This is a genomic window from Acinetobacter sp. AG1 (assembly GCF_001005525.1).
GTDB classification, from domain to species: domain Bacteria; phylum Pseudomonadota; class Gammaproteobacteria; order Pseudomonadales; family Moraxellaceae; genus Acinetobacter; species Acinetobacter modestus.
Genome location: NZ_LBMZ01000102.1, coordinates 1 through 26795 on the forward strand (window position 1 = coordinate 1; position 26795 = coordinate 26795).

General features: G+C 37.2%; 28 protein-coding genes, 2 tRNA genes, 1 pseudogene and 1 riboswitch. Of the genes and pseudogenes, 18 read left to right on the forward strand and 13 right to left on the reverse strand.

What is annotated here, in order from left to right:
* The 6 genes and pseudogenes from AAV96_RS18255 to AAV96_RS06025 form a co-directional block, all read left to right on the forward strand.
* Positions 1-271 (forward strand): annotated as a pseudogene (locus AAV96_RS18255) (hypothetical protein); the annotation flags it as partial.
* A gap of 189 nt (positions 272-460) precedes the next feature.
* The gene (locus tag AAV96_RS18260; RefSeq protein ID WP_171249129.1) at positions 461-622 is read left to right on the forward strand and encodes a hypothetical protein; all 162 of its coding nucleotides are present in this window, start codon (positions 461-463) and stop codon (positions 620-622) included.
* A 125-nt stretch (positions 623-747) separates the two neighbouring features.
* Positions 748-1224 (forward strand): hypothetical protein, encoded by a 477-nt coding sequence (locus AAV96_RS06010; RefSeq protein ID WP_046738662.1) that lies wholly within the window; start codon positions 748-750, stop codon positions 1222-1224.
* Positions 1225-1383: 159 nt separating this feature from the next.
* A tRNA-Met gene (locus AAV96_RS06015) sits at positions 1384-1460 on the forward strand.
* Between the two features lie 183 nt (positions 1461-1643).
* Entirely contained in the window at positions 1644-1877 is a 234-nt protein-coding gene (locus AAV96_RS06020; protein WP_046738663.1) for a hypothetical protein, read from the forward strand.
* Between the two features lie 105 nt (positions 1878-1982).
* On the forward strand, positions 1983-2192 hold the full coding sequence (locus AAV96_RS06025) for a cold-shock protein (protein WP_046738664.1): 210 nt from the start codon (positions 1983-1985) through the stop codon (positions 2190-2192).
* A gap of 645 nt (positions 2193-2837) precedes the next feature.
* Here AAV96_RS06025 and AAV96_RS06030 read toward each other — a convergent pair.
* From AAV96_RS06030 to AAV96_RS06040, 3 genes are all read right to left on the reverse strand, one after another.
* Positions 2838-2913 (reverse strand) — tRNA-Arg (locus AAV96_RS06030).
* Positions 2914-3032: 119 nt separating this feature from the next.
* Positions 3033-3605, reverse strand: coding sequence for a hypothetical protein (locus AAV96_RS06035; RefSeq protein WP_046738665.1), 573 nt, complete (start codon positions 3603-3605; stop codon positions 3033-3035).
* 140 nt (positions 3606-3745) lie between these two features.
* Complete coding sequence (locus AAV96_RS06040) at positions 3746-4438, reverse strand: 3'-5' exonuclease (protein ID WP_046738666.1); 693 nt, start codon at positions 4436-4438, stop codon at positions 3746-3748.
* Positions 4439-4704: 266 nt separating this feature from the next.
* Here AAV96_RS06040 and AAV96_RS06045 point away from each other — a divergent pair, with 266 nt between their 5' ends.
* The 8 genes from AAV96_RS06045 (at position 4705) to AAV96_RS06075 (ending at position 14707) form a co-directional block, all read left to right on the forward strand.
* Positions 4705-5982 (forward strand): alpha/beta fold hydrolase, encoded by a 1278-nt coding sequence (locus tag AAV96_RS06045; RefSeq protein WP_046738667.1) that lies wholly within the window; start codon positions 4705-4707, stop codon positions 5980-5982.
* A gap of 242 nt (positions 5983-6224) precedes the next feature.
* Positions 6225-7481 carry a serine hydroxymethyltransferase gene (glyA, locus tag AAV96_RS06050; protein WP_046738668.1) on the forward strand — a complete coding sequence of 419 codons (1257 nt, stop codon included), beginning with the start codon at positions 6225-6227 and terminating at the stop codon, positions 7479-7481.
* Positions 7482-7689: 208 nt separating this feature from the next.
* A riboswitch (guanidine-I (ykkC/yxkD leader) is annotated at positions 7690-7785 on the forward strand.
* Between the two features lie 47 nt (positions 7786-7832).
* Positions 7833-8570 (forward strand): urea amidolyase associated protein UAAP1, encoded by a 738-nt coding sequence (locus AAV96_RS06055; protein WP_046738669.1) that lies wholly within the window; start codon positions 7833-7835, stop codon positions 8568-8570.
* Between the two features lie 16 nt (positions 8571-8586).
* Positions 8587-9231 carry an urea amidolyase associated protein UAAP2 gene (locus AAV96_RS06060; protein WP_046738670.1) on the forward strand — a complete coding sequence of 215 codons (645 nt, stop codon included), beginning with the start codon at positions 8587-8589 and terminating at the stop codon, positions 9229-9231.
* A 10-nt stretch (positions 9232-9241) separates the two neighbouring features.
* Complete coding sequence (gene uca / locus AAV96_RS06065; protein WP_046738671.1) at positions 9242-12844, forward strand: urea carboxylase; 3603 nt, start codon at positions 9242-9244, stop codon at positions 12842-12844.
* A gap of 169 nt (positions 12845-13013) precedes the next feature.
* Entirely contained in the window at positions 13014-13130 is a 117-nt protein-coding gene (locus tag AAV96_RS18555) for a hypothetical protein (protein WP_413772442.1), read from the forward strand.
* Positions 13131-13140: 10 nt separating this feature from the next.
* The gene (locus tag AAV96_RS06070; protein WP_034710366.1) at positions 13141-13578 is read left to right on the forward strand and encodes a CopG family ribbon-helix-helix protein; all 438 of its coding nucleotides are present in this window, start codon (positions 13141-13143) and stop codon (positions 13576-13578) included.
* A gap of 97 nt (positions 13579-13675) precedes the next feature.
* Positions 13676-14707 carry an ABC transporter substrate-binding protein gene (locus AAV96_RS06075; RefSeq protein WP_046738672.1) on the forward strand — a complete coding sequence of 344 codons (1032 nt, stop codon included), beginning with the start codon at positions 13676-13678 and terminating at the stop codon, positions 14705-14707.
* 51 nt (positions 14708-14758) lie between these two features.
* Here the strand turns inward: AAV96_RS06075 and AAV96_RS06080 are convergent, their stop codons facing one another.
* The 9 genes from AAV96_RS06080 to yiaA all read right to left on the reverse strand — a co-directional run bounded on the left by AAV96_RS06080 (position 14759) and on the right by yiaA (position 21931).
* Positions 14759-15088, reverse strand: a complete 330-nt coding sequence (locus AAV96_RS06080; RefSeq protein ID WP_046738673.1) for a DMT family transporter — start codon at positions 15086-15088, stop codon at positions 14759-14761.
* Positions 15089-15106: 18 nt separating this feature from the next.
* A complete protein-coding gene (locus tag AAV96_RS06085) occupies positions 15107-15982 on the reverse strand; it encodes a hypothetical protein (RefSeq protein WP_046738674.1) in 876 nt (291 codons plus the stop codon).
* Complete coding sequence (locus AAV96_RS06090; RefSeq protein WP_046738675.1) at positions 15979-17004, reverse strand: isopenicillin N synthase family dioxygenase; 1026 nt, start codon at positions 17002-17004, stop codon at positions 15979-15981. The genes AAV96_RS06085 and AAV96_RS06090 overlap by 4 nt, the downstream gene beginning before the upstream one ends.
* A 60-nt stretch (positions 17005-17064) precedes the next feature.
* Positions 17065-17943 carry an ABC transporter ATP-binding protein gene (locus tag AAV96_RS06095; protein ID WP_171249130.1) on the reverse strand — a complete coding sequence of 293 codons (879 nt, stop codon included), beginning with the start codon at positions 17941-17943 and terminating at the stop codon, positions 17065-17067.
* Positions 17940-18875, reverse strand: coding sequence for an ABC transporter permease (locus tag AAV96_RS06100; protein ID WP_046738677.1), 936 nt, complete (start codon positions 18873-18875; stop codon positions 17940-17942). Before AAV96_RS06100 ends, AAV96_RS06095 begins: the two co-directional genes overlap by 4 nt.
* Before the next feature lie 160 nt (positions 18876-19035).
* Positions 19036-19290, reverse strand: a complete 255-nt coding sequence (locus AAV96_RS06105; protein ID WP_046738678.1) for a YfhL family 4Fe-4S dicluster ferredoxin — start codon at positions 19288-19290, stop codon at positions 19036-19038.
* A 2-nt stretch (positions 19291-19292) separates the two neighbouring features.
* Entirely contained in the window at positions 19293-20657 is a 1365-nt protein-coding gene (gene yegQ / locus AAV96_RS06110) for a tRNA 5-hydroxyuridine modification protein YegQ (protein WP_046738679.1), read from the reverse strand.
* A 136-nt stretch (positions 20658-20793) separates the two neighbouring features.
* On the reverse strand, positions 20794-21225 hold the full coding sequence (locus tag AAV96_RS06115; protein ID WP_004662500.1) for a hypothetical protein: 432 nt from the start codon (positions 21223-21225) through the stop codon (positions 20794-20796).
* Positions 21226-21463: 238 nt separating this feature from the next.
* Positions 21464-21931 (reverse strand): inner membrane protein YiaA, encoded by a 468-nt coding sequence (gene yiaA, locus AAV96_RS06120; protein ID WP_046738680.1) that lies wholly within the window; start codon positions 21929-21931, stop codon positions 21464-21466.
* Positions 21932-22178: 247 nt separating this feature from the next.
* Between yiaA and prfA the strand changes: the two genes are divergently transcribed.
* A complete protein-coding gene (gene prfA / locus AAV96_RS06125) occupies positions 22179-23267 on the forward strand; it encodes a peptide chain release factor 1 (protein WP_004662494.1) in 1089 nt (362 codons plus the stop codon).
* The gene (prmC, locus tag AAV96_RS06130) at positions 23267-24085 is read left to right on the forward strand and encodes a peptide chain release factor N(5)-glutamine methyltransferase (protein ID WP_046738681.1); all 819 of its coding nucleotides are present in this window, start codon (positions 23267-23269) and stop codon (positions 24083-24085) included. Before prfA ends, prmC begins: the two co-directional genes overlap by 1 nt.
* Here the strand turns inward: prmC and AAV96_RS06135 are convergent.
* A complete protein-coding gene (locus AAV96_RS06135) occupies positions 24082-25179 on the reverse strand; it encodes an AraC family transcriptional regulator (RefSeq protein ID WP_046738682.1) in 1098 nt (365 codons plus the stop codon). The two genes, prmC and AAV96_RS06135, sit on opposite strands and share 4 nt — an antisense overlap.
* Before the next feature lie 92 nt (positions 25180-25271).
* On the opposite strand from AAV96_RS06135, the gene AAV96_RS06140 reads away from it, so the two are divergent.
* Positions 25272-26042 carry an SDR family NAD(P)-dependent oxidoreductase gene (locus AAV96_RS06140; RefSeq protein WP_046738683.1) on the forward strand — a complete coding sequence of 257 codons (771 nt, stop codon included), beginning with the start codon at positions 25272-25274 and terminating at the stop codon, positions 26040-26042.
* Between the two features lie 171 nt (positions 26043-26213).
* Positions 26214-26786: a hypothetical protein gene (locus AAV96_RS06145; protein ID WP_046738684.1), complete on the forward strand. Its 573-nt coding sequence runs from the start codon at positions 26214-26216 to the stop codon at positions 26784-26786.
* Positions 26787-26795: the final 9 nt, after the last annotated feature.

A 26795-nucleotide genomic window follows, 5' to 3' on the forward strand; every position in this document is an offset into this window, starting at 1 on the left:
TAATGAAGGGTTTTTACATTTGGACATAAGTCTTATTCCTAGTTATGAAAATAAATTTGAGTTTATTTTGTGGCTGGCAGGTTTTATAGAAAGAATAACTACAGGTGGGAAAAGAAATCCACCATCTATTAGAATAAATATTCCTACGGAATATACTTATGTAAACTCTTTTAGCACCAATTCTAGAAAAGAAAATGATAGGAAAAGAGAGAAACTAATGAATGGATTTAAAACAGAGGATTTTTTTGGAAATTATAAAAAAGAGAAATGAAAATTTGATGTTGTAATTATATTTTTTGATTAAAGTTTATATTTATTAGACTATTAAGATTTTTGGAAATGATTATTAAGTAATATTTACAACTGGACACATCTTATTTGTATCAATCTGTAGATTAAGAGCCTATGGTGAATAGGTGCTAGATATTTATCTGCACATCATTATATAGGAGAGACACTAATGTCTCAGAATCAAGATAATTCAAACAAACAACCTAATCAGCAAAATCCTTCACCTGGACAACAGCAGCAGTCTGAGCCACAAAACAAACCAGCTGCTCAACCTGTTACCCAAGATCCCAGTACAAAACAGCCTAAAGACAATAATCAGCAGCATAAATAACCGCTATTATTTCTATAATTGTAGACATTTTCGATATTAGATCTTAAATGTATAGAGGGCTAAAAATTTAGCTCTCTATATTTCATTTATAGAAAAATAAATGAAATCTTAAAAAGAGTAAAATTATGGTTTGGGTATTTTTAATAATTATTTCATGGGTTCTATATATAGTTTTTGAGGAAAAAATTAAGAAAAAAAGTAGAGTTCAAGAATTACCAAATTTTACGTTAAATATTATTGGTAAAATATTTTTTGAGAAAGATGAAGAGTTTGAACATAATGTCAGTGTAGTGCTCTACCAGAATGAATTAAAAACAGTAATTGGTATTGATAGTGAGCAATTTATCAGAGTAAAGAAAGATGCCATAATTGCTCAAGAAGATACTGGTGAGGTGGGGGTGTATATTGATGCTATGAGAATTGGTTACTTAGATGCAAACAGTGCAAAAGAATTTTGCAACTTTATAAAAATTAAAGGTCTATCAAAAAATGATGCATTTGAGGTTGAGGCAGTTGTCTTTGGAAATCCAAAAGGGGATAAGTGGCACGTAAAATTAAATATGCCAAGTAAGATGCAAAAATTTAGATATAAGATTTATTGAGCGGATTTTTTGTTAAGAGCTTATTTGTATTAAAATATCTAAATTTCATTTAAAACACTCAAATTGAATAAAATTAGCTCAAATTCAACTACATTTAATAATTAATCAATATAAAGCTTGCTTATTTATATTAAAGAGCCTATAAAGCTAACTCGTCGGTGCGGGATGGAGCAGTCTGGTAGCTCGTCGGGCTCATAACCCGAAGGTCGTTGGTTCAAATCCAGCTCCCGCTACCAACCGACAATATTAATTTTGCTCAGTGATATATTTAAAGTTGCTATTCTGGAAAGAACAAATAGCAATTAATTTAGCTTAGATAATCCTAAATAAAGCTATAAATTATTAAATTCTAGAATTCCAGTTATTTTCTTTTATCTGTCTAGCTTATAGTAAATCAAATCAATCATTTGAGCTCTTAAATGAGTAACTTAGTGCTAAAAATTATTAATGAATGGCGTATAGCCAAAGCCAGCAACGGCAAAGAAATTTGTGTACAAATTATCCCTCTTAAACGCCAGCAAAATACTTTGAAAGGATTTAAATGGGTAGAAGTCGGAAAAAAGATACTTTTAGATTCTGGTCAAGAGATTGATTTTAATTTAGATGGTAATAGCTTCTATACTGAAGTTAATCAGCTTTATCGATTAACATAAATAATTAACACATTTGTAGTCTCTTTTTTTATAAAAGATTAATTAGATAAAATCTCAGTAGAAACTTAGATTTTATCTTTCAATAAATTATTAAAGGTTTTAAATATGTCAGATACAACTACTGGTACAGTTAAATGGTTCAATGAAGCTAAGGGTTTTGGTTTTATTCAAGCTGATTCAGGTCAAGATTTATTTGCTCATTTTAGTGATATTCAAAGCAGTGGATTTAAAGTTCTTAATGAAGGTCAGCGAGTTTCTTTTGTTGCTGCTCAGGGAAAGAAAGGGCCACAAGCTACTTATATCCAAACTATATAAGATTTGAAAATAAAAAAGCTCACGTTCTGTGAGCTTTTTTTGTTGATGGGCTCATTCTATAAAATTCATTTTTTTTCATTAGCTTCGAATCGTACTCACAACTACATAATTATTCTTCAAACTCAATGACCAACCAGTTTCTTTATCAAATGGCTCGCTGTATTTGATAGTGTGTTCTATATAGAAGTAGATCCAGTTTTTCATTTTTCTTCACTATACATTTCATTTGCATTTCTATTTTTGCCTAAAACAATTTCTTCTATCTCATTCATGGCAGCTCTTAACTTCTTATCACTAATTTGAACATAGCCTGCGGCGACATCATTCTTGTCCTCCTTCTTATGATTCAGCAGTTTTTATAGTCCTATATTTACCATAGTCGAGAGTTACGGCAATAGATCCATAGATATGGTACAGATCATAAAAAGTGAACTGGAAGTTAAAGGATTGATTAATCTTTGTCCTTGCCGTTCAGGGTAAAAAGATTTATAAAAAACAGCCATTCACCTAAGAATTTTTTTAATGCTTTATATTTATTTGATCTGTGGGATTTCATACGTTACACGTATTTTTTATAAATCCTGTCAAAATCCTGTCAGCTAGATAAGCTTATTAAAAATATTTTAAATTTAACAATATATTAAGTGGTGCGCTCAGCGGGACTCGAACCCACGCCACAGGCTTCGGAGACCTGTACTCTATCCAGTTGAGCTATGAGCGCATACATGTGTGGCACATCATAGGCAAAAAATACATATAGGTAAATATAAAGACGTAAGCAATATGATCTGTTGTTTATTAAAACAACGATTTTGAAGCTTAATTGCCAAAATATTTAAATCATGTTTGCAAATGCTGTACTGAATAATTAATCAACTTCAACGTTTGATTCAATTGTGCTGGAGGAATTCTTGATTCTTGTAGAAAAGTAATCCATTGCATTTGGCAAGCTTTTAATTGCTGTAAATTTTTGATCATCTGTATTTTTTGTATCAATGGCCGCGCCATTAAACCACAATAAGTTGTTAAGGTTTGAATCATAACTTGTTGGATTTCAACAAAAGGAAGTTTTTCTAACGTAATAATTTCTGCTTCTAGATTTTGTGTTGGGTTAGATATGTTTTTATTTTGATCTGGTTGAATATGTGGGATTGCCGTAGAAGCATTATGGTCTGCTGTTGTGACCTCTTCTTCAATATGTATAGATTCGGGTTGTTGATGTGCTAATAAGCCCATATCAATCAGTTGTTGAACTAATTCCGTAGGTGCTATTCTTTCTTTATATCCATGATCAAGTTCTTGAAAATCTTCATGATCAATCAAAAGCAATAAACGACGCTGCCGTGCAGTTAAAGCACTATCACGTTGTTGCAGGGCATTTTGCCCGAGTTCCGTTTTAAAAAAATTAGACATTTCTTAATCCCCACAAGCCCAAGATCTAGCATGAGGATTAAGATAAGGTTAAAAAATGACAATAATGTTAACAATTTATTAAATATCATTGTCTTGATTGGAATGACTGGAAAATAATTTAAAAGATTTTCTAAGAGGGCTCATCTTACTAATTTTGTTTCCAATGCCTTACGTAAATAGAGATCAAGATCATCTTGGCGTAAAAGCCATTGGATATAATCCGCTGGAAGATCTTGAATCGCAGTACCTTTGTGTTTACCAAAAGTAATACTCTTCGGAATACGAGCTTCTTCTGAAGCTATATAAAGCTGTTCAATGTTTTCAATGTTTAATTGATGAATGATATGCATCAAAATATTAGCCGTTAAAATAATGTCAGCATCAGCTCTATGAGCGCCTTTGAGCATTTCTCTAGCTTTATCACTCCCTTTTGAGATGAGATAAATTAAGGCTGAAATATTATGTGCTTCCGCATTTTCCCAAACACGACGCGCAAGTGCTAAGGTGCAAATTGGTTTAATTTTTGATGTATCTACGCCGCACTTTGCAATAGCTGTAATATCGTAATCAACGTTATGACCAATAATATACTGGGTTTGTTCAGGCAGTTGAAACTCACTGTAAAAAGGTTGATCGGCTAGATCTGATTCTAATATGTGATGCACCGCCATCGCGGCATAAGAGATAGGTTGACCAACTTGATACAGCTGATCAAAAATCTTTTTCTTATCTAAGCTTAGCTTTCCACGCTCAATTTCAATTGGCGCGTAAGCAATTTCTATAGGCAAACCATTTAATGTATGTGTTTCCGTATCTAAAATAATGGTTTGCATAAAGTTGAACCTAATTGGGTAGGATAGTCTCTCATACTTTTTATCTTACAAGAAATTTAGAATGAGCTGTGCTTAATCATGCTTTGATTGACTGGATTTTAAATAAATTAGTGATGTATTGCGCAAATAAAAAGCAAACATAAAAGGATATAAAAAAATACTTGAAACAATTTCGTAATAGGCGTAATTCTTGTGGATGTAATAACCTTAGATAAATTCCATCTAAGCATAAAACTTAAAAATAAAATTAGTTAAGGAAAAACTAAATGAAAATTAAACTATTAACGGTTGCAATGCTGAGCACGACTTTGTTTTTGACAGCTTGTGGTGGCGACGATAATGGATCGACAGTATTTGTACCTAAACCTGAGATTCCTGAAAATAATATCAAAGACCCTGTTGTTGGAATTCCTAAAAACTTTGAACTTAATGGTATGGCTGCAGCGTCATCTGATAGCGTGATAATGACCTATAAAATGTTGGGAGTTAATGATAAAGAAGTATTGGCAACAGCGCTTGTCTTCACACCGCCGGCTTCAATTTTACCACCAGCAAATGGTTGGCCGATAGTCGTTTGGGCACATGGTACAACCGGGGTTGCGGATAAATGCGCGCCAAGTCGACAAGGTTTAGGAGGAAATGAATTTTTATTAAAAGCTTTGTTAGCATCTGGATATGTAGTTGTTGCTCCTGATTATGAAGGATTAGGTGAGCCAAGTGAAAAAGATGCTCATCCATTCTTAAATGTTAAAAGTGAAGCTTATTCAATTACTGATGCTGTGGTTGCTGCACGCGCTTATTTAACTAGTTTAAATAAGAAAACAAATGGTCAGTGGATGACAGTAGGGCATTCCCAAGGTGGTCAAGCAGCATTAGGTGCAGCTCAATATGCAAGTCGTGCGAAGCTTGATTATAAAGGAACAGTTGCTGTAGCACCTGCGTCAAATCTAGCTTTAATTTTAGCTGATGGAGAACGCGAAGCGAATAATGAACCTAATCCAATTAAGAAAATAGAAATATTAGCTCCTTTAGATACATTCACTGCCTTAATTACTGCTGGTTTAAGAAATCAGTATCCAAGCTTAAAATTTAGTGATGTCTTTAATTCTCCAACAGATGAAATAGCAGCAACAGCTGAGACTTCTTCAGAAAATTCAGTTTGCTATCAGGCTTTAGGTCAGAATTTAGGTAATGCAATGGGGATTTATTTAGACAAAAATAAAACTCTTGAGGGTTACCCACGTACAAAAACTAACTTTATGTCAATTCCAAGTGTTACAAGTTTTTTAGCCACAGATTCTCAACCTTTGCAGAAGAAAGTGTCGACTCCAATTATTATTTATCAAGGGACATTAGACAAAACAGTACCTAAACCAGTGACTGATTTTTTGGTTAACTCAGCTAAATCTGTAGGAACTGCAATTCCTAGTTCTAATTACAGAGTCGGAGAATGGGATCATACAACAGCATATTCCACAAATATTGGAAATATCGTGACTGATGTTAATGTGCTCCTACCATCCAATCAAATCATCAAACAATAAGCAATAACATACAGCTCAACCCTATTTTTTTCAGGGTTTGAGCTGTGCGATTCTCAATAGAAATATTAAAATTAGATAAAAGGGATTAATTAACTCTAGGAGAATAAAATTATTAGTGAAATGTGAGTAAAATTCACGAATAATTAAATAAATATCAAGCTCTGTAATAGCAAACTTCATGCTATAATTCGCACCAATCTTTAGCACGGCTTAAAAGCCCTAATTTATAGGACCCTCCGCTAATGTTTGCCAATATCTCTATTGCTGAATTTGATCCAGAATTAGCTCAAGCGATCGCTTCTGAAGGCGATCGCCAAGAAGCTCATATCGAGTTAATTGCTTCTGAAAACTATTGCTCACCAGCTGTAATGGAAGCTCAAGGCTCAAAACTTACTAACAAATATGCAGAAGGCTATCCGGGCAAACGCTATTATGGCGGTTGTGAATATGTTGACGTTATCGAGCAACTTGCAATTGACCGTGCAAAAGAGTTGTTTGGTGCAGATTATGCAAACGTACAACCACACGCAGGCTCACAAGCAAACTCAGCAGTTTACTTAGCCCTTCTTAATCCTGGTGATACAGTATTAGGCATGAGCTTGGCTCACGGTGGTCACTTGACTCACGGTGCTAAAGTTAGCTTCTCTGGTAAAACTTATAATGCAATCCAATACGGTTTAAACCCTGAAACAGGTGAAATCGATTATGAAGAAGTTGAGCGTTTAGCTTTAGAACATAAGCCACGTATGATCGTAGCTGGTTTCTCTGCTTATAGCCGTATTGTAGATTGGCAACGTTTCCGTGATATTGCGGATAAAGTTGGTGCTTACCTTTTTGTTGATATGGCGCATGTTGCTGGTTTAGTTGCTGCTGGTGTCTATCCAAACCCAGTTCAAATTGCTGATGTAACGACAACGACTACACATAAAACACTTCGTGGTCCACGTTCTGGTTTAATTCTTGCGAAAGCAAACGAAGAAATCGAGAAGAAACTTCAATCAGCTGTATTCCCAGGCAACCAAGGTGGTCCTTTAATGCACGCAATTGCTGCAAAAGCAATCTGTTTTAAAGAAGCTATGGCACCTGAATATAAAACTTACCAACAGCAAGTTGTTAAGAATGCTCAAGCAATGGCTGAAGTATTCATCGCTCGTGGTTATGATGTTGTATCTGGTGGTACTGATAACCATTTATTCTTATTATCTTTAATTAAACAAGAAGATGTAACGGGTAAAGACGCTGATGCATGGTTAGGCGCTGCTCATATCACAGTAAACAAAAACGCTGTTCCAAATGACCCACGTTCTCCATTCGTGACTTCTGGTATTCGTATTGGTACACCAGCTGTAACAACTCGTGGTTTTGGTGAAGCTGAAGTTCGTGATCTTGCAGGTTGGATCGCTGACATTATCGATAGCAAAGGTGATGAAAAAGTTATCGCTGATGTTAAAGCTAAAGTTGAAACGGTTTGTGCTAAATTCCCTGTATATGCAAACTAATTTGTATATCTAAAAAAAGCGCCGTCAGGCGCTTTTTTTATTCAAATTTTCTAAAAGTTCTAAACAAAGTTTTTTCTTGCAGAGCATCATATTGGTGCTAATTTTTATCTCTTGTCTCAAATTATCCCTAAAAATGATCAAATAAGTATTACGAATGCGAAAAATCGTAATACTTATTTGGCATGTCTTTTGCTTCACCTAAACATAGCTAAAAGTTGTCTAGGGTTCCGATGTTGATCAACATGACTGGTCCGAGAGATGACGGTTCGATAGAACTACACGGAGGGATAAAAGCCCGGGAGGTCAGGCATTTTGCCATTACGAGGTTAAATTATCCGCAAGAGGTGTGTTATGAATCAATCGTCTTATCACGACAATCAGATACTTTGGGATGAAAAATTACCAGGCGGGCATCATTGGTCTGGTCGTATTCAAAGAGGTACGGTATTACAAGTTGAAGCACTCAATGAAAATGCCAATCTTGCTTTGTTTTGCGTAAATGCAGAAGAAAAACTAGAACGTTTTAATATGCCAGACAGCTTAAAGGCACAGCACACCGCATTTTTGTCAACTGGACATGTTTTATATTCAGATTTAGGTCGGGTAATGGCATCTATTGTGAAAGATGATCACGGTTGGAATGATGTTTTTTGTGGTCCGAGTACAGCAGCACAGATTGAAAAAAAATATGGAAAGCAAAATTTCCAACAAGCACGTAATGATATGTTTCAGAATGGATTAGACAGTTTATTGGTTGAGCTAACCAAATTTGGTTTAAGACAAGCTGATTTGACAGCCACAGTTAATTTATTTTCTAAGGTTCAACCTGATGATAATGGAAAATTAACGTATCTCAAAAATGATAATCGTCATCAAATAATAGAGTTACGCTTTGAGATGGATTGTTTGGTCTTTCTTTCTGCGGCACCACATCCTTTAGATCAAACAGAAACTTATCAACCTGCTGATATTCAGCTTCGATTATTTAAAGCCAATCCTCTAACTGAAATTGATATTTGCAAAGATTCATGTCCGCAAAATCAACGTGGTTTTGCCAACAATAAACGATATTACGCATTATCAAATTAAGGATTGGAGAACTAAGATGTCAGCATTACAAAAACTCGAAAAAGCAGTCCTTGATGAAGTATGCCCAGCAGGTGAAGCGTGGATGTGCGAGGTTAAAAAAGGACAGTATTTTAGAATTGTAGATTTAGAAGGTAATCAAGCCGTTGATACTTTATTTATCAGCGCAGAAAATCCAGATGAACGATACAGTGCCACAGACACACTAGCGCAAAATCAACAAATTTATCTCGAAAAAGGTACCGTGCTATTTAGTAATTATGCCCGTCCTATTGCAGTTATTGTAGATGATAACTGTGGTAGACACGACACATTGGGTGGGGCGTGTTCATGTGAAAGTAATACGGTGCGCTATGCACATGATAAGTATCCAATGCATAGTTGCCGCAATAATTTTATGTATGCCATAGCTCAGCATCCGATTGCAAAAAAACATCAACTGAACGTCAGTCATATTGGTCCAAACATTAACTTCTTTATGAATGTTCCTGTAAGCACCGAAGGACATTTAAAGTTTGAAGACGGCGTATCAGCAGCAGGTAAATATGTAGAGCTTCAAGCAGAGATGGATTTGATTGTTTTAATTTCGAATTGCCCACAATTGAATAATCCATGTAACGCCTACAACCCGACAAAAATTCAATTAATTGTACGTGAAGCTTGAGAGGCGAATTATGTTTAATAAAGTATTAATTGCCAATCGTGGAGCGATTGCGTGTCGAGTCATCCGTACATTAAAAAAATTAGGTATTCAATCTATTGCAGTCTACTCAGAAGCAGATCGAGATTCTTTACATGTCACTTTAGCGGATGAAGCGATTTTTATTGGCCCTTCGTCTGCGCAAGAAAGCTATTTAAATATTGATAAGATTCTGGCTGCTGCAAAAGCATCAGGTGCCGAAGCGATTCATCCGGGTTATGGTTTTTTATCAGAAAATGCGGCTTTCAGTGAATTATGTGAGAAAAATGGAATTGTTTTTATTGGGCCAACTGCTCAGCAAATGCTTGATTTTGGTCTTAAACATACCGCTCGTGAATTAGCAATTCAAAATAATGTGCCTTTGTTACCCGGTAGTCAATTATTACTTGATCAAGCGGATGCGATTCAACAAGCAGATTTGATTGGTTATCCCGTCATGCTCAAGAGTACTGCGGGTGGTGGCGGTATTGGGATGCGTTTGGTTTGGAATGAAACCGAATTAAAAGATGCTTATCAAACGGTCTCCTATCTTGCACAAGCCAATTTCAAAGATGCAGGATTGTATTTAGAAAAATTTGTTCAGAATGCACGTCATATCGAAGTTCAAATTTTTGGTGATGGCAAAGGAAATGTCATTGCTCTCGGTGAACGTGATTGTTCGGTTCAACGTCGTAATCAAAAGGTGATTGAAGAAACTCCAGCACCTCATTTAGATGATCAGCAACGTCAATATATTCAAAATGTTGCTATTCAACTGATGGAATCTGTGCAATATCGTTCAGCGGGTACAGTTGAATTTGTCATGGACACCGATAGTCAAGCGTTTTATTTCTTGGAGGTTAATACACGCTTACAAGTTGAGCATGGTGTAACTGAACAAGTGTATGGCGTTGATTTAGTAGAATGGATGGTGACCTTAGCAAGTGGCGATTGGGAAGCACCCAAGCAAAAATTGCAATCTTCAGGGCATTCTATTCAGGTCAGATTATATGCTGAAGATCCAATTAAAAATTTCCAACCGAGTGCAGGCTTATTGACGAATGTTACATTTGATCCAGCCGCTCGTGTAGAAACTTGGGTTGAAACGGGATCAAACGTTTCCTCTTTTTATGACCCAATGATCGCTAAAATTATTGTGACAGCCAAAGACCGTGATCATGCAATATCGGCGATGCAAAATAGCCTAAGCTATACTGAGATTGCAGGGATTGAAACAAATCTAGAATATTTACAGGAAATTATTGATTCTGAAACCTTTAAACAAGGCACGCAAACAACACGTTTTTTAAATACTTTTGCATGGAAAACACAAAAAATAGAAGTGTTGCAGGCAGGTATTCAAACAGCCATCCAAGATGTAACGGGGAGATTAGGATATTGGGACGTGGGTGTTCCACCTTCGGGAGCTATGGATGCATTAAGTTTGAATGTAGCCAATCAATTACTTGGTAATGCATTTAACACGGCTGGCTTAGAGTGCACGTTGCAAGGGCCGACGTTGAAATTTCATTGTAATAGCCAGATTATATTGACAGGTGGCGACATGGAAGCCAGCTTAGATGGCCAAGCGCTTCCAATGTGGTCAACGATTAATGTTTCAAAAGGACAGATTTTAAAATGCGGTCGTGTCGTTACGGGTTGCCGAAGTTATATCGGAATAAAAGGGGGCTTTAATGTTCCTGAATATTTAGGCAGTTTAGCGACATTTACATTAGGGCAATTTGGAGGTCATGCGGGTAGAAATTTACTTATTGGAGATATGTTGCCAATATTTGCATCGGAGCAGACTGAATCCATCTCTTTAAATCCAGAACAAATACCAACATTTCAAACAAACTGGGAAATTGCGGTGATGTATGGCCCACATGGGGCACCTGACTTTTTCACCCAAAATGATATTTCTATGTTTTTTGAGCAAGAATGGGAAATCCATTTCAACTCAAGTCGTACAGGTGTTCGCTTAATTGGACCTAAACCTGAATGGGCCCGTATTGATGGTGGAGAGGCAGGATTACATCCTTCGAATATCCATGATAATGCTTATGCAATCGGTGCAATTGATTTTACAGGGGATATGCCGATTATTTTAGGACCTGATGGCCCAAGTTTAGGCGGTTTTGTTTGTCCTGCTGTGGTTGTAAATTCTGAATTATGGAAGCTTGGGCAGTTAAAAGCAGGAGATAAAGTGAAGTTTATCCCTGTGAGTTACACGCAAGCACAACGCTTAGAACAGCGTTATCAAGCTTCAATGGCGGATGAAACTACGGTAAAGATAAATTATCAGCCACAAATTGAGTCTGAAGAAATTACATTAGCAAATGCTGTCTTGGCGACCTTAGAGCAAGCTGAGGATAAACCAAATGTAACGTATCGACCTGCTGGGAATCATTATTTATTAGTTGAATACGGAGAACTAGTTTTAGACTTAAATCTGAGATTCCGTATTCATGCTTTGATGCAGTGGGTTCAACAACAAAATATAAAAGGCATTATTGACCTTACACCGGGTATTCGATCTTTACAAATTCATTTTGATTCAACAATTTTAGATCAGCTTGAATTATTGAAATTATTGCAGGCTGCCGAAAGTGAGTTACCAGACATAGAAAACATGCAGGTTGCATCGAGAACGGTATATTTGCCACTCGCTTGGGAAGACTCTCAAACTCAACTTGCTACTGAAAAATATATGCAATTGGTAAGACCAGATGCACCGTGGTGTCCTGATAATATTGAGTTTATCCGCCGTATTAATGGTCTGGAGTCGAAGCAAGCTGTTAAAGATGTGGTGTATAACACTTCATATCTTGTGATGGGACTAGGTGATGTTTACCTTGGTGCACCGGTAGCAACACCACTAGATCCTAGACATCGTTTGGTGACGACAAAATATAATCCAGCACGTACATGGACACCTGAAAATGCAGTCGGTATCGGCGGTGCATATATGTGTGTGTACGGCATGGAAGGACCGGGTGGCTATCAGTTTGTTGGGCGAACGACACAGGTTTGGAGCCGTTATCGTCAAAATCCTAATTTTGAAAAAAATAAACCGTGGCTATTACGATTCTTCGATCAAATTCGATTCTATGAAGTATCTGAAGAAGAACTGTTAGAAATGCGTGAATCATTCAAAGCGGGTCGTTTACAGCTACGCATTGAAGAAGGTGTTTTGAACCTTAAAGAATACAATGCATTTCTAAAAGAGAATGAACAAAGTATTGGTGCGTTCAAACAAGTTCAGCAATCTAATTTTGAAGCTGAAAGACAAAGATGGCATGAAGCGGGTCTAGCTGAATATGTCTCGGATCAGATCGATATTTTGATTGATGATACTGAAATTAGTATTCCAGATGGTGGGATGCTCGTGGAATCACACATGCCGGGATCAGTTTGGAAAATTGAGTGTTCAGTGGGTGATATCATCGAGGAGGGCGAAACTCTTGCTGTGATTGAAGCAATGAAAATAGAGATTCCCATCATCGCACCAGCAAAAATGAAAGTTGATACCATTCTGATTGATAAAGCACAAACCGTAAAAACAGGGCAAGCTTTGTTTACTCTTGCGCCAGCATAAAATCAAAAAATCATGATGCAGAAAAAGCCCTATGATGAAACTTAGGGCTTTTTTTATGTGCATTTTTTCATCTTTTTTAAATGATTTACCCATTAAAAACAGCGTAAAAACTGGCATGGATACTGCATTTAATATTACGAATATTTAATTTCGTATTACTGGTGCGACCATGAAAATCAAAAAAATTCTAGTTCAGTATTTTCATATTGTGACAAAAGTGTTGATCGAGTTGCTTTCTGTGAGAGCAGGTTTGTATGTAAAGCAAAATCAAATTCCTAAAAAATAGCAGAATGAGTATGAATGCAAAACCTAAGCTAACTCGTATTAGCATTACAGTTCCTGAAAAAACGGTTGAAGCTTTAGATCAAAAAATTGTTGAAGAACATTATGAAAGTCGTTCTCAAGCGATTGTTGACATGATCAATAAGCACCTCATTCATCAATACACCACCGAAAATTCAGTGATGGTGGGCACATTGACGCTGCTCTATCAACGCAGTTCAAGCAACATTCGTGTTCAGTTAAGTGATTTGCAACATCAGTTTTTAGAACAAGTGATCAGCTCTTTAAGTATTCAACTCGATCAGCAAAAGATTCTTGAAGTCATGCTTTTACAAGGAAAAAGTAATGACCTCAAACAAATAAGCCAACAGTTTATAGCACTCAAAGGTGTGATCAAAGGGCATTTAGAACTTATGGATGCCGTCATGCCACCTTTACAGCAAAACGAGTAACAAACCCATTTGGCTAAAAGCCAGATGAGTTGATTTGTACACAGATTTATCAATGGAAATTTAAAACTTTTCTGAACGTCAAATATGGGGTTATACAATGAAGCGTGCAATATCTTCTTTATCAGTTTCAATTCTTTTAGCGATGTCTGTGGTGGGATGTGACAACTCTGCCAAGCTGCCAACAGCAGATAAAGCAACTGAAACAAAAAGCGCAAATACAGTCACACCGATTACCATTGGATATAGTGATTGGCCGGGTTTTGTGGCATGGCAAGTAGCGATTGAAAAAGGTTGGTTAAAAGAAGCAGGTTTAAATGTAGAGTTTAAATGGTTTGATTACTCAGCTTCGCTTTCAGCTTTTGCTGCAAATCAACTTGATGCAGTTTTAGTCACCAATGGCGATAATCTTGTCAATGCATCGGGTGGTACCAAAGGCATGATCATTATGGTTACCGATTATTCTGCGGGTAATGATGTGATTATTGCTAAAGAAGGTATTCATAACATTAATGATTTAAAAGGAAAATCGGTCGCAACTGAAAAGGGTTTAGTCGATCATTTATTATTGGCGACAGCATTAAATGATGCAAAAATTCCATCTACTGATGTTAAGTTAGTTAATTCAGTGACCAATGAGTTACCTCAAGTTTTTGCGAGTAAAGATATAGCAGCAATTGCAGTTTGGCAGCCAGTGGCCAATCAAGCACTTAAAGCTGTCGCAGGTTCAAAAATTATTTATACCTCAAAAGATAAACCTGGTTTGATTTATGACACTTTAGCGGTCAATACTAGTCACTTGTCTATGCATAAAGATGAATGGACGAAACTCATCCAAGTGTGGGATAAAACCGTAAAATATATTCAAGACCCTGCTACACATGATGATGCTGTAAAAATCATGGCAAATCGCGTTGGTGTTGATCCAAAACAATATGAGCAATTTATTGATGGTACGCATTTATTAGATGTTGCTGCCAATAAAAAGGTATTTGTAAAAGGAGACGGTTTTGATTCAATTTATGGATCAACTTATCATGTCAATAAATTTAACGTCAGTAATGGTATTTATAAAAGCGAAGTTGATGTTGATGGTTTGATCTATCCTGCGCTGCTCAACGAACTGAAATAATAGATTTCGAAAATGCAAAAACCGTTCAAAAATGAACGGTTTTTTAAGGTCTTAAATATGCGTACTGTTGGAGAAAACATTGATTACAATAATTCCAGCCAGCATCAACCCAAGCCCAATGATTGCGGCTAAATCCAAATGTTGTTTAAAGAAAATCCAACCAATTGTTGAAATTAGCACAATACCTGCACCTGACCAAATCGCATAAGCAATACCAACAGGAATGGTTTTGAGTGTAAGTGATAAGAAAAATAATGCGATTGCATAACCTAATATCGTAATTATAGAAGGCATCAACACGCTAAAACCTTGTGAAGCTTTCAAAGCTGATGTCGCAATTACTTCAGCAATAATTGCAATGGTCAAAAATAGATAGGACATAGATCGCCTATTTCTAAGTTAGAGAACATGATTTGAATTTTTTAACAAGTGGTCCTTCTCCTGATCGAACCATTGTTTCGATGCAGAAGTAGTTGAACTTGAGTGACTAAATTCAAAATGTGGTTGATAGACATCAATAGTGAAATAAAGTCGATATTCCTCGCCATCAATCACTTTGAACTGTGAAATGGTATTGCTATCCATTATTTCAAAGTGATCCAATGCAATGAACTGATCAATTTTGTCTGGCTGAGTACTAAAATGAATAGTTGCATTATTTAAGGCAATTGAGACTTCATAGTTTTCAATGGAGCTGTTTTTATCCTGCAAATCATAGAGCGAAGCTACATTTCCAATCTGCTGCTGATGATATGGTAGACGAGATTGTGCATATGCAATATGTTGATCTGTAATAATTAAACCACCATCCATCGTGATTATTTCTTGGCTTGCTAAATGTTGCATTTGAAATAATCTGAGTCCGAGAAACAAACCTTTTTTAGCTTGTTGACGCCAATCTTCGACGTAAGCATTCGAGGGCGAAAATTCTAAAATGCTATTTCCAATCTGATAAAGTTTTGCTGGCTCTGGCCACTGCACATGATTTTGATAATTGTGTTTGATATGCCATGACAAAAGTTCAGTTTTCGCATCCCATATAGTGTCCCCAATCCATCCTTGACGTTGATAGATAGAAGTATTGTTGCCATCAACCAGCCTTAAATCGATGCTAAAAGACTTTGACTGAAACCAATAAACAATGGTCTTTTCATTCGTCATTCCATTGAAAAAAGTAATACTTTTTCGTCTAAAACTTCCCATTAAATATTGAGGTAATTCTATATCGCTTAAAGCAGTTGGTTGTAATTGTTCTAAAAGCTGCTCTAGATTCATTGTGTTTCTCCTTTTTCTTGCATACCGAAGGAGTAGAGTGGACGAGCATTTTCTAAAACAAGTTCACCTGTTTCGATTCTTTTTTTCAGATACATGAATGTTTGAGCAGTTTGATTAAACAAATGTTCACCACCTTTCATGGCGGAGTACTGAGGTGCTTCATTCTCTATGACTGGCTGAATGATATAGTCGTAATCACATGAGAAGAATAAAGGAAAAGAGTAACGTTCTTGTTGAACTCGTTTAACCCGATGTTTTGTTGCTAAATAACGGCCATTTGACAAAATTTCCATCATGTCACCGATATTCATCACCATGGTATTTTCTATTAGTGGAATATCAATCCATTCTCCTTGTTTATTGAGGACTTGCAGTCCTTCAGCAGTCGGAAAGAGCAGGGTGAAGCATTCATAATCTGTGTGTGCACCTATTCCAAATTGATCTTCTGCTGCTGGATTGTAGGGATAATGAATCAGTCTTAATTGGCTTGGCGCATGTTGTGTATGTTGTTCAAAAAAGTCTTCATCTCGCTCTAAGGCTAAAGCGAAAGCCTTAAATAACTGCTGACCTATTGTTCGAATATGCTGATAATAATTTAAAACTATAGCTTTAAACTGAGGGTGGTCAGGCCATAAAGTAGGACCTAATAATGGTCTTCTATCTGATGGATCTGAATAATCATAATTCACATCATAGGATTCTTTTAAATCGTAAACATTTGCCTTGAATTGTTCTTCACCGATAGGAACATAGCCACTATGATTCTTAGAAAGACCAATATAATGGCGCATTTTGGTCGCTTCATCTTGAGCAAAATAACTTTGCGCAATCTGTTTCAATTGGTGGAATAATTCAGGTTGAAATTGCTCTCCTCGAATATATAAGAAACCAATATCTTTACAGGCTTGATCAAGCGCTGTGACAACTTTGATTCGATCTTGTAAGCGATCACTTGCAAGCAGTGAAATATCAATCAGCGGCAGTGCATAAGCATCATGAGATTGACTCATAAGGTTCACCATAGGCTGGTCGTCCAGCAATAAATGAAGCAAGTTGGGTCGTCCCAATTGCTATTTTTATTTCTATGTACTGATTTTGGTCATACGCGGAATTTTAGGCAGATCCTCTAAAGCAGGATCAATGTCTTCTTCCTGTGCATGGACGAGTTGATCTACTTGCTGACGTAATTGTTTAAATTCAGGGGAGTGAATTAAATCTAATGATCGTGGGCGTGGTAAATTCACTTCAATAATTTCTTTGATTTCACCTGGATTTGCTTTTAAAGCCACAATACGATCTGCCAATAAAATGGCTTCATCCATATCGTGTGTGACAAACATAATCGTGATGTCGATGTTTTGCCATAAATCCATCAGATGCTTTTGCATTTTTTGTCGGGTATAAGGGTCTAGAGCACCGAAAGGTTCATCCATTAATAAAATTTTCGGTTCATTGACCAAAGCTCTGGCAATTGCAACACGTTGCTTCATTCCCCCCGATAGCTCATGCGGAAACTGATTTTCATATTTTTCTAAACCAATAATATTGATCCACTCACGCGCCATTTCTTCAGCTCGAGTCGGACTCACACCTTTCATCAATGGGCCAAACATCACATTTTCTTTAACGGTTTTCCATGGGAAAAGGGTATAACCTTGAAACACCATACCGCGTTCGGAACTTGGCCCTTGAATTTTTTGTCCTTCAACCCGTACTTCACCACTGTGAAAATCATCCAAACCTGCCACGACACGACTTAAAGTTGATTTACCGCAACCTGAGGGCCCGATGACACAAATAAACTCACGTTTGTGAATGCTTAAATTAATGTTATTTAAAACCACACGTTCATTTTTTCCATGCTGAAAAATTTGGCTTAAATTTCTGGTTTCAAGCATGACAGGTCGAGCATAAATACTGTCGAAGTAGCTTTTTGAATCAAAAATTTCATCCATATTCATACTCCTTTTTTCCACTTAAATAGACGTGCGCCGAGTTTCATTAAAATCAAATCACAAGCGATGCCAATAACACCAATGATAAGAATTGCTGCATAGACATTATCAAAGTTTTGATAGCGAGCTTGTTGAGTGATAAACCATGTAATTCCTGAGGTTGCACCAATTAATTCCGATACAATTAAATAAGTCCAAGCCCACCCAAGTAGAACACGCTGATCTCGATAAATATCAGGAAGTGCTGCGGGGATAACGACATGGAATAAGCTTTTAATCTTATTGGTACCTAATGTATAACCCGCTTCTATAAGACCTCGGTCTACCATTCGCGTTGTATTTGCGATAATCAAGATTTGTTGGAACAAAGTACCAATTACGATAATGGCAATTTTAGGTGCATCATTAATGCCTAATATAGCAACTGCTAATGCACCAAAAGCAGGTGCGGGTAAATAACGGAAGAACTCGACAAAAGGCTCTGTTAACCTTGAGATAGTTTTTGAAAAACCACATAAAATTCCAAGCGGTACACCCAGCAAAGACGATATAAAGAAAGCCGTAAATACAATCTTAATACTATGCCATAGGCTTTGATGTAACCACGGAGAGTCGGCCTGCTGTGGTGGCGTCATGAATGAAGTAAACAGTGCTTTTGCGACTTCATGTGGTGCAGGTAAATAGATCGGATTAACTAAGATGCCTGTAGGAGGACTTTTCCCTTGATCAACGATATTTTGCGCTTCAGCATAATAAGCATCTTTTTCTAAGCGAGTTCCCACTTGTAAATAGGATGCATCACCTGAATTTGTGATTTGTACTTGAGGATGCCAAATAAAGGGTAAATAACTGACACAGCTCCAAATGAGTAAAGGTATTAAAAAAGACCCTAAACTTAAAAAAAGCTTGTTTTTATTTGACGCGGATGAATGGTGCATAGGCAAACACCTGTAGTAATACTAATTGTTAAAAACGTAATACTAAAAAGCAAGTTTGATGCCAGTGTTTTGCCTAAGTCCGTAAATATTGCTTTCTTTTTAGAGATGATAATCGATGATTGATATGCGATTGAGTGATTCACTTATATTGTGTAAGCCTCTAATTACCTAATAAATTTAAGCCATTAAATTTAATTTGCAGTTGATCCTTGCTCTCTATGTGTAAAGGATCAGGTTTAATACAATCAATAGGGCAAACTGCAATACATGTGGGTGATTCGTAGAAGCCGACACATTCAGTGCAACGTTGTGGGTCAATTTCGTAAATTTTTGCACCTTCATAAATCGCTTGATTCGGGCATTCTGGCAAGCACATATCACAGTTGATACATGCTGTAGTAATCAATAGCGCCATATTTAATCTGCCGAATATGCAAGTGCATCAGTTTTTAACTGGGTTTTGGCATGTGGAAGATGACGGATTAATAAGGCATAAGCAATATCGATATCTGCTGAAAGTGGGATTTTCACAATATGTCCAGAACCTTTTGCATTGTCGATTGGATGACCTTTTAAATCATGCATTTCAGTTAAAGTGAAGACAAGATTACCTTTGGGAGTCATGAGCTCAAGTGTATCGCCAACTAAAAATCGATTTTTAACTTCGACTTGAACATAGTCGCCATTGCGCTCAATTATCTCACCACAAAACTGTTGATAGTCGAAATGTGATGAACCATCCTCATAATTTTGGTAATCGCTATGCACATGGCGACGTAAAAATCCTTCTGTGTAACCACGATTTGCCAAACCTTCAAGTTGATCCATTAGACTTGAGTCAAATGGTTGACCTGATAGCGCATCATCAATTGCTTTACGATAAATTTGAGCTGTTCGAGCACAGTAAAAATAGGATTTTGTTCGTCCTTCAATTTTAAGTGAAGCAATTCCCATATGAGTCAAACGATCAACATGTTGAATGGCACGTAAGTCCTTTGAGTTCATGAAATAAGTACCATGTTCATCTTCTTCAGCCGCAAACATTTCCTCATCATTACGTTGCACTAAAACACTTTGAACTAGATTATCTTGAGCTTTATTGGAACAGCATTGTTTGGATGGTTCTATCTGCTGAACAGGAATCACGTCACCATTGGTATCTTCTTGTGCTTCATGAATTTTATATTCCCAACGACAAGCATTGGTACAAGCGCCTTGATTTGCATCTCGTTTATTCATATACCCAGAGAGCAAACATCGCCCTGAGTAGGCCATGCATAATGCGCCGTGTACAAAAACTTCGAGTTCAATTTCTGGTACATTTTTCTGTATTTCTTCAATTTCTTCTAATGCGAGTTCACGAGAAAGAATGACTCGGCTTAAACCATAGTCTTTCCAGAATTTTACAGTTGCCCAATTAATCGCATTGGCTTGTACCGAAAGGTGGATAGGCATATCAGGGAAATGTTCGCGAACCATCATAATTAAGCCTGGATCCGACATAATTAATGCATCAGGTTGCATCGCAATAATTGGCTCGATGTCACGAATAAAATTTTTAAGTTTGCTGTTATGTGGCTGAATATTGGCAACAACATAGAATTTTTTGCCTAATGCATGTGCTTCATCAATTCCGATTTTTAAATTTTCATGATCAAATTCATTATTACGAACACGGAGACTGTAACGTGGTTGTCCTGCATAAACTGCATCTGCTCCATAAGCAAAAGCATAACGCATATTTTTAAGTGAACCAGCAGGAGAGAGTAATTCAGTAATCATGATGCAAAAGGCATATAAAAAATAAGGAATTATTTTAAAAATATAATCGCTCAGATTCAACCTAGCATTTTGCTCGGAATTATAGCTGTTTTTCTCTCACATAAAAAAAGCACCCTAAGGTGCTTTTTTAGAATGATTAATGATGACGATGCTTTTTCTTTTTCCAATGACGTTTGTTATCTTGGCGATTGTCATAATCACGATCTTGACCAACTTGACGACCTAATGCTGCACCGCCCGCTGCACCAGCAGCCGCTCCAATATATCCACCAGTGGTTCCACCTACATTTTTACCAACAGTGTAGCCACCAACACCACCTAGACCACCGCCAATCGCAGCTTCAGTACGAGTACGTTTGCTACTTGCAGCCGCTGCACCACCAGCACCACCGACAGCAGAACCAATCATCGCACCATTATTACCACCAATTTCTTTACCAATTGCTGTACCAACAACACTACCTAAAGCAGAAGTCGCTGCAACACGTGTTGCATTATCAGCATATACGCTGGTTGCTAAAGTTGAGCTTGCTAAAATTGCGCTCAATAAGAAAATATTCGCTTTCATTTTGACTCCATGTTCCCAGTCATGGGACATCTTTTTAATGCCTGCAAATGTAACAAAGTTTGAGAAAGAAAATATGGAGATGCCGACAGAAATTATTACTACTTAGTAAGGAGAATGTAGTGTTTTGTTAATAATATTCCTGAATAACGTGAAATAAATATTTGTAATCAATCAAATACTGATTTAATTCACAAAAAAGAGGCTTGAACGACACAAGCACTCTTTAATTCAATTGCAATTAATCTAATTGAACTTTCTTACTTGGCTCTTCTTCTAATTTGTGTTGATGAGAATTTACTTCTTGTTGATGACGTAAATGATCTAGATCACGAATGTTCTTTTGGGTCGCTGTGACGCCAAACAAACTGAGTAAGAAAGACATAATGTAGTACCCTTTTTCACTTAAAGTGAGCGTAGCGTTAGTTAAACTAAATAGTAATAATCCAATACAAATACCGACTGATGCCCAACAAAGCGCAACATAAATCATAGTCACAGGTATTTCTTCTAATTGATCTCGTAATGTTTTTTGTAATGAGATCGTTGAAAAGAGTCCATACAATAGAATTATCAAATAATAGCCTTTTTCATGCAGAGGCATTTCTGCATTCCACAATCCAATCATAAAACCAACAACACCAATAAGGACTGCAAGCCAGCTTGCGGCTGTGAAGGCGAGTGTTGGGCGGTTTATTAAATTACTCATGGTTTATCCTACTGTTTTATCATTCTAATTTATCTTTGATTATTTATATCGAAGCTCAGGTAAGAGAACAACCTATACATACTAAAAACGGAGAATTTGTGATGAAATAATAGGGGATTGGTAAGTTACCTAGTTTCTCTATGTCTTTTAAGCCCTAGAATCTGTAAACTATGCGCAATTTTTTGATTTTGCTCGTGCTTCATTATTTTGATCGGCACTGAGTCTTTAGTTTTGAGATATTCCGCCCATGAAAGCATCACTCCGTTTAAGACTAGATCAACTTTGTGATCGTCACGAAGAGCTGACTGCATTGCTCGCTGATGTAGAAGTAATTTCGGACAATAAACGTTTTCGTAAATTGTCTCGCGAACATAATGATTTAACAGAAATCACTGAGGTTTGGAGCAAATATCGTCAAGCGGAAGAAGATATTGAAACGGCTGAAACAATGAAATCAGATCCCGATTTCAAAGATATGGCTGAAGAAGAAATTAAAGAAAATAAAGCGCTTCTAGTTGATCTCGAAGAACAATTAAATGTTCTAATGATTCCGAAAGATCCAAATGATGCCAATGCAGCCTACCTTGAAATTCGTGCTGGAACAGGTGGTGATGAAGCAGCGATCTTTTCGGGTGATTTATTCCGTATGTACAGTAAATATGCTGAAACACAAAGTTGGCGTATTGAAGTACTTTCTGAAAATGAAGGTGAGCATGGCGGTTATAAAGAAATCATTTGTCGTATTGATGGCGAAGGCGTCTATGGTCGTTTGAAATTTGAGAGTGGTGCACACCGTGTTCAACGTGTACCTGCGACTGAATCTCAAGGTCGGGTACACACTTCAGCGTGTACCGTTGCGATTCTGCCAGAAGTGGATGTAGATACCACCGTTGAAATCAATCCCGCCGATCTGCGCATTGATACCTATCGCGCATCAGGTGCAGGTGGTCAGCATATTAATAAAACCGATTCTGCGGTGCGTATTACCCATATTCCATCGGGTGTGGTAGTGGAATGTCAGGAAGAGCGTTCGCAACATAAGAACAAAGCCAAAGCTATGGCCTTGTTAGTTTCACGGTTAGAAAATGCTAAACGTGCGGCAGCTGATGCAGCAACTTCTGAAATGCGCCGTGACTTGGTCGGTTCTGGTGATCGCTCTGAGCGTATTCGTACCTATAACTATCCGCAAGGTCGCATGACCGATCACCGTATTAACCTGACTTTATATAAGTTAGATGCAATTATGGAAGGTGATTTAACTGAATTACTCGATAGCTTACATCGTGAATATCAGGCGGATCAGTTGGCGATGCTTGCACAGGAAAATGGCGGCTAATGAATATTGCTCAAGCCTTAGAAATCAAAGGTGAAATTGATAGCTATGAACGTCAAGAGGCGGCATGGTTACTTGAACACCTACTAGGTATCAATGCTTTAGAACTCAAATTAAGACTTGAGCAAGAGTTGACTGAAATACAGGAACACGCTTTTTTAGAAGGGCTTGCGCGTATTGAACAGGGCGAACCATTGGCTTATGTCACAGGTTCACAACCTTTTTGGACGTTGGATTTAAAAGTCACCCATGACACTCTAGTGCCACGTCCAGATACCGAAATTTTGGTTGAAACGGTGTTAAAACTGCCACTCGATCAATATGCGAATATTGTTGACCTAGGTACAGGAACAGGTGCAATTGCTTTGGCACTTGCATGTGAACGTCCTCAATGGCAAGTCACCGCAACTGATATTTATGCGCCGACTTTGGATGTAGCTAAGGATAATGCGGTTCGGCACGGGTTGATGCAGGTGAAGTTCGCTTGTGGGGCTTGGTTCGAGGCTTTAGAACAGCAACAGTTTGATTTGATTGTATCCAATCCGCCCTATATTGATCCTGATGATGTACATATGCAAAAGCTCAAGTCTGAACCTGAGCGTGCTTTGATTGCTGATAAGCAGGGTATGGCGGATATTGAAACCATTATTACTCAAGGTAAAGACTGGCTTAAACCGAATGGCTGGATTGTGCTTGAACATGGATATGACCAAGGCCAAGCGGTACGAGATATTTTTGAACAACAAGGTTTTAAGCAGATTCAGACTATCAAGGATTATGGTGGCAATGATCGTGTCAGTCTAGGACAAAAAACTATTTAAACTTCTATTTTGCTAAATAGTGTTTTCGCACGATACGCACCTGGGCTAACTCCTGTCCATTTTTTAAAAGCGCGATGAAATGCACTTGGATCATGAAAACTTAGATCATCACTAATACTTTGGATAGAGTCATTAGTTTTGCTGAGTCGTTCAATTGCAATATCACATCGAATATCATTTTTAAGCTGCTGATAACTCACACCTTCTTGTTTTAAACGGCGCTGAATTGTTGCCGTTGACATATTTAGTTGTTGGGCAATTTCTTTGAGTTCATCCCACTCTGAGGGTGGTTGTAAAAGCAGTTGACGACGGATTTGCAAGCTTAAAGAATTTTCATTTTTAAAGCGAACAATTAGGTTGTAAGGCGTTTGTCTGAGAAAGTCATTTAAAGCCTGTTTATCTTTTTTGATTTTGTGTTTGAGGTAATTTGCATCAAACTCAATGAGATTTTGATCAGCATTAAATTGAATATCTTCGCAAAAACGAACACGATAATCCTGTATTTCGACAGGTTGATGACATTTAAAGGTCATTTTCTGAAAAGGGATGCGTTGGTCACTTAGCCAACACATTAAACTATGGACTAACATCAAATAAGTCGAATAAGTAAACATTCGTTTAGGATGTTCACGATCATGCAGAATTAAGTATGCTTTTGCACCTTGTTGAATCAATTCACCTTGGATGTCATCTAACACTAAACTTAGAAACTTTAAGATTTCTTGAATAGCTTGTTCTAATGTTTCTGCACTGAATGCTAATTTTGCTAATAGGCTATAGCTCCCTCTGCGCATAGGGTGGCAATCCATCCCTAGAAACTCATCATTCATATGCTCTGCTAGCTCAATCCATAATCTTGCACATTGCATCACTGGAACACGGGCTTTAGCTGAACTGAGCAGTTCGACTGAAACGCCTGCTTGATTGGCGATATGGAGAATATCTAAACCTCGACTTGCGGCAACACTCAATGCTTCACGAATTAAAGCAATTGAAATTGTATCCTTAGCAGAATTAAGATCGAGATCGGTGCTTTTGCTCATATAGAAATAAAATATAGGAGAGTAAATAGGTTGAATGCTCAAAAGTCGCATCACTTTTGCTACTTTTAGGAATTGTATCGGAAAAAACTTGGCTTTACTCTGGCTTATAAAAATTTATATCTTTAATTTAAGAGGAAATTTAGATGAAAATTCAAGGAAAACATTTTGTTATTACTGGTGGTGGCTCTGGTTTAGGGGCTGCAACAGCAGAGGTTCTCGTTAAACAAGGTGCGACGGTTACCTTAGTCGATATGAATATTGAAGCGGGTGAACAGCAGGCACAGGCTTTAGGTGCGCAAGCTGAATTTGTAAAATTAGATGTAACTGATGAACAAGCTGCAGAGCAATTCTTTAAAGATGTTGTTGCAAAATATGGTGCGGTATATGGATTAGTCAACTGTGCAGGGATTGGACCCTCAGCAAAAGTTGTGGGCAAAGAATCTGTACATGATTTAGCCATGTTCTCAAAAACCTTACATATCAACGTGACGGGTACATTTAACATGTTACGTTTTGCAGCAGATGCAATGAGTAAAAATATTGTTGCTGAAGGCGATGAAGATCGTGGGGTGATTGTAAATACCGCTTCTGTGGCAGCTTTTGATGGGCAAATTGGACAAGCGGCTTATTCTGCATCAAAAGGTGCTGTAGTTGCGATGACGCTTCCAATTGCGCGCGAGTTAGCACGTCATCAAATTCGTGTTTTAACCATTGCACCAGGGATTATGGAAACTCCAATGCTGAAAGGCTTACCGCAAAATGTACAAGATGCCTTAGGGCAAATGGTGCCTTATCCATCACGTTTGGGACGTCCTGAAGAATTTGGTCGTTTGGTTGCACATATTGCTGAAAATTCATATTTAAATGGTGAAGTGATCCGCTTAGATGGCGGTATTCGTATGGCTGCGAAATAAATTTATTTAAATCATTTATAGATTAATTTATAAAACAGTTGTAAATGAAAATTTACAACTGTTTTTGTTTTTATATGGTTTATTCATAAACTAAGTTTGAGTTTTAGTCATTTCTGCTGGTTTCTGTGTATTTTTGCAAATCATTCATTCACTCAATAGAGGGTTGTATAGGTGAAATATCCAATTTTGATCTGTTCTGCACTTAGCTTGTTTTTAAATGGTTGTGTTGGAAATATGAATCCAACAGGCGGCAACTCAAATCCTAATTATCCATACTATACGACCCAACAGGTGATGGTCGTGAAAAAAATAGTTGTGCCCGCAGGAACAACTTTAACTTATGAAAAATATCGTGGTAAAGTAGGTAAACAGGAGAATTTGTTAGCAGAAGATAAGTTAACTGAAATTCAATTACCAAAAGATCAAACCATTGATTGGGGTGGTGTGCCCGTGACGATGATTGCTAAATTCTTTAATTCAGAAATGAAGGGTTTTTCTGTTTATGCTAGTTTTGATCAATTAGCAGAACATCAAAAAACGCGATTTTCTAGACAGTGGCAAAGTTGTGATGACGATTTGGGCATTACTGTAAAAGATACGACGGACTGGTCATTTAACAAAGCCAATATTGCTGATGTCGAAAGTTGTAGTGTGCTGTACCAACGTTATTTTAAAGATAATCCGCAGCAACAGAAATTCTTAGATAGTTTATATACAGAGTTAATGAAAATTGAATCAAAATAAGAAACAATC

Bases quoted from the DNA above. Each gene is read 5' to 3' on its own strand.
- AAV96_RS18260 (WP_171249129.1), top strand. From the start codon at position 461: ATGTCTCAGAATCAAGATAATTCAAACAAACAACCTAATCAGCAAAAT.
- AAV96_RS06010 (WP_046738662.1), top strand. From the start codon at position 748: ATGGTTTGGGTATTTTTAATAATTATTTCATGGGTTCTATATATAGTT.
- AAV96_RS06020 (WP_046738663.1), top strand. From the start codon at position 1,644: ATGAGTAACTTAGTGCTAAAAATTATTAATGAATGGCGTATAGCCAAA.
- AAV96_RS06025 (WP_046738664.1), top strand. From the start codon at position 1,983: ATGTCAGATACAACTACTGGTACAGTTAAATGGTTCAATGAAGCTAAG.
- AAV96_RS06035 (WP_046738665.1), bottom strand. From the start codon at position 3,605: ATGTCTAATTTTTTTAAAACGGAACTCGGGCAAAATGCCCTGCAACAA.
- AAV96_RS06040 (WP_046738666.1), bottom strand. From the start codon at position 4,438: ATGCAAACCATTATTTTAGATACGGAAACACATACATTAAATGGTTTG.
- AAV96_RS06045 (WP_046738667.1), top strand. From the start codon at position 4,705: ATGAAAATTAAACTATTAACGGTTGCAATGCTGAGCACGACTTTGTTT.
- glyA (WP_046738668.1), top strand. From the start codon at position 6,225: ATGTTTGCCAATATCTCTATTGCTGAATTTGATCCAGAATTAGCTCAA.
- AAV96_RS06055 (WP_046738669.1), top strand. From the start codon at position 7,833: ATGAATCAATCGTCTTATCACGACAATCAGATACTTTGGGATGAAAAA.
- AAV96_RS06060 (WP_046738670.1), top strand. From the start codon at position 8,587: ATGTCAGCATTACAAAAACTCGAAAAAGCAGTCCTTGATGAAGTATGC.
- uca (WP_046738671.1), top strand. From the start codon at position 9,242: ATGTTTAATAAAGTATTAATTGCCAATCGTGGAGCGATTGCGTGTCGA.
- AAV96_RS18555 (WP_413772442.1), top strand. From the start codon at position 13,014: ATGAAAATCAAAAAAATTCTAGTTCAGTATTTTCATATTGTGACAAAA.
- AAV96_RS06070 (WP_034710366.1), top strand. From the start codon at position 13,141: ATGAATGCAAAACCTAAGCTAACTCGTATTAGCATTACAGTTCCTGAA.
- AAV96_RS06075 (WP_046738672.1), top strand. From the start codon at position 13,676: ATGAAGCGTGCAATATCTTCTTTATCAGTTTCAATTCTTTTAGCGATG.
- AAV96_RS06080 (WP_046738673.1), bottom strand. From the start codon at position 15,088: ATGTCCTATCTATTTTTGACCATTGCAATTATTGCTGAAGTAATTGCG.
- AAV96_RS06085 (WP_046738674.1), bottom strand. From the start codon at position 15,982: ATGAATCTAGAGCAGCTTTTAGAACAATTACAACCAACTGCTTTAAGC.
- AAV96_RS06090 (WP_046738675.1), bottom strand. From the start codon at position 17,004: ATGGTGAACCTTATGAGTCAATCTCATGATGCTTATGCACTGCCGCTG.
- AAV96_RS06095 (WP_171249130.1), bottom strand. From the start codon at position 17,943: ATGAATATGGATGAAATTTTTGATTCAAAAAGCTACTTCGACAGTATT.
- AAV96_RS06100 (WP_046738677.1), bottom strand. From the start codon at position 18,875: ATGCACCATTCATCCGCGTCAAATAAAAACAAGCTTTTTTTAAGTTTA.
- AAV96_RS06105 (WP_046738678.1), bottom strand. From the start codon at position 19,290: ATGGCGCTATTGATTACTACAGCATGTATCAACTGTGATATGTGCTTG.
- yegQ (WP_046738679.1), bottom strand. From the start codon at position 20,657: ATGATTACTGAATTACTCTCTCCTGCTGGTTCACTTAAAAATATGCGT.
- AAV96_RS06115 (WP_004662500.1), bottom strand. From the start codon at position 21,225: ATGAAAGCGAATATTTTCTTATTGAGCGCAATTTTAGCAAGCTCAACT.
- yiaA (WP_046738680.1), bottom strand. From the start codon at position 21,931: ATGAGTAATTTAATAAACCGCCCAACACTCGCCTTCACAGCCGCAAGC.
- prfA (WP_004662494.1), top strand. From the start codon at position 22,179: ATGAAAGCATCACTCCGTTTAAGACTAGATCAACTTTGTGATCGTCAC.
- prmC (WP_046738681.1), top strand. From the start codon at position 23,267: ATGAATATTGCTCAAGCCTTAGAAATCAAAGGTGAAATTGATAGCTAT.
- AAV96_RS06135 (WP_046738682.1), bottom strand. From the start codon at position 25,179: ATGCGACTTTTGAGCATTCAACCTATTTACTCTCCTATATTTTATTTC.
- AAV96_RS06140 (WP_046738683.1), top strand. From the start codon at position 25,272: ATGAAAATTCAAGGAAAACATTTTGTTATTACTGGTGGTGGCTCTGGT.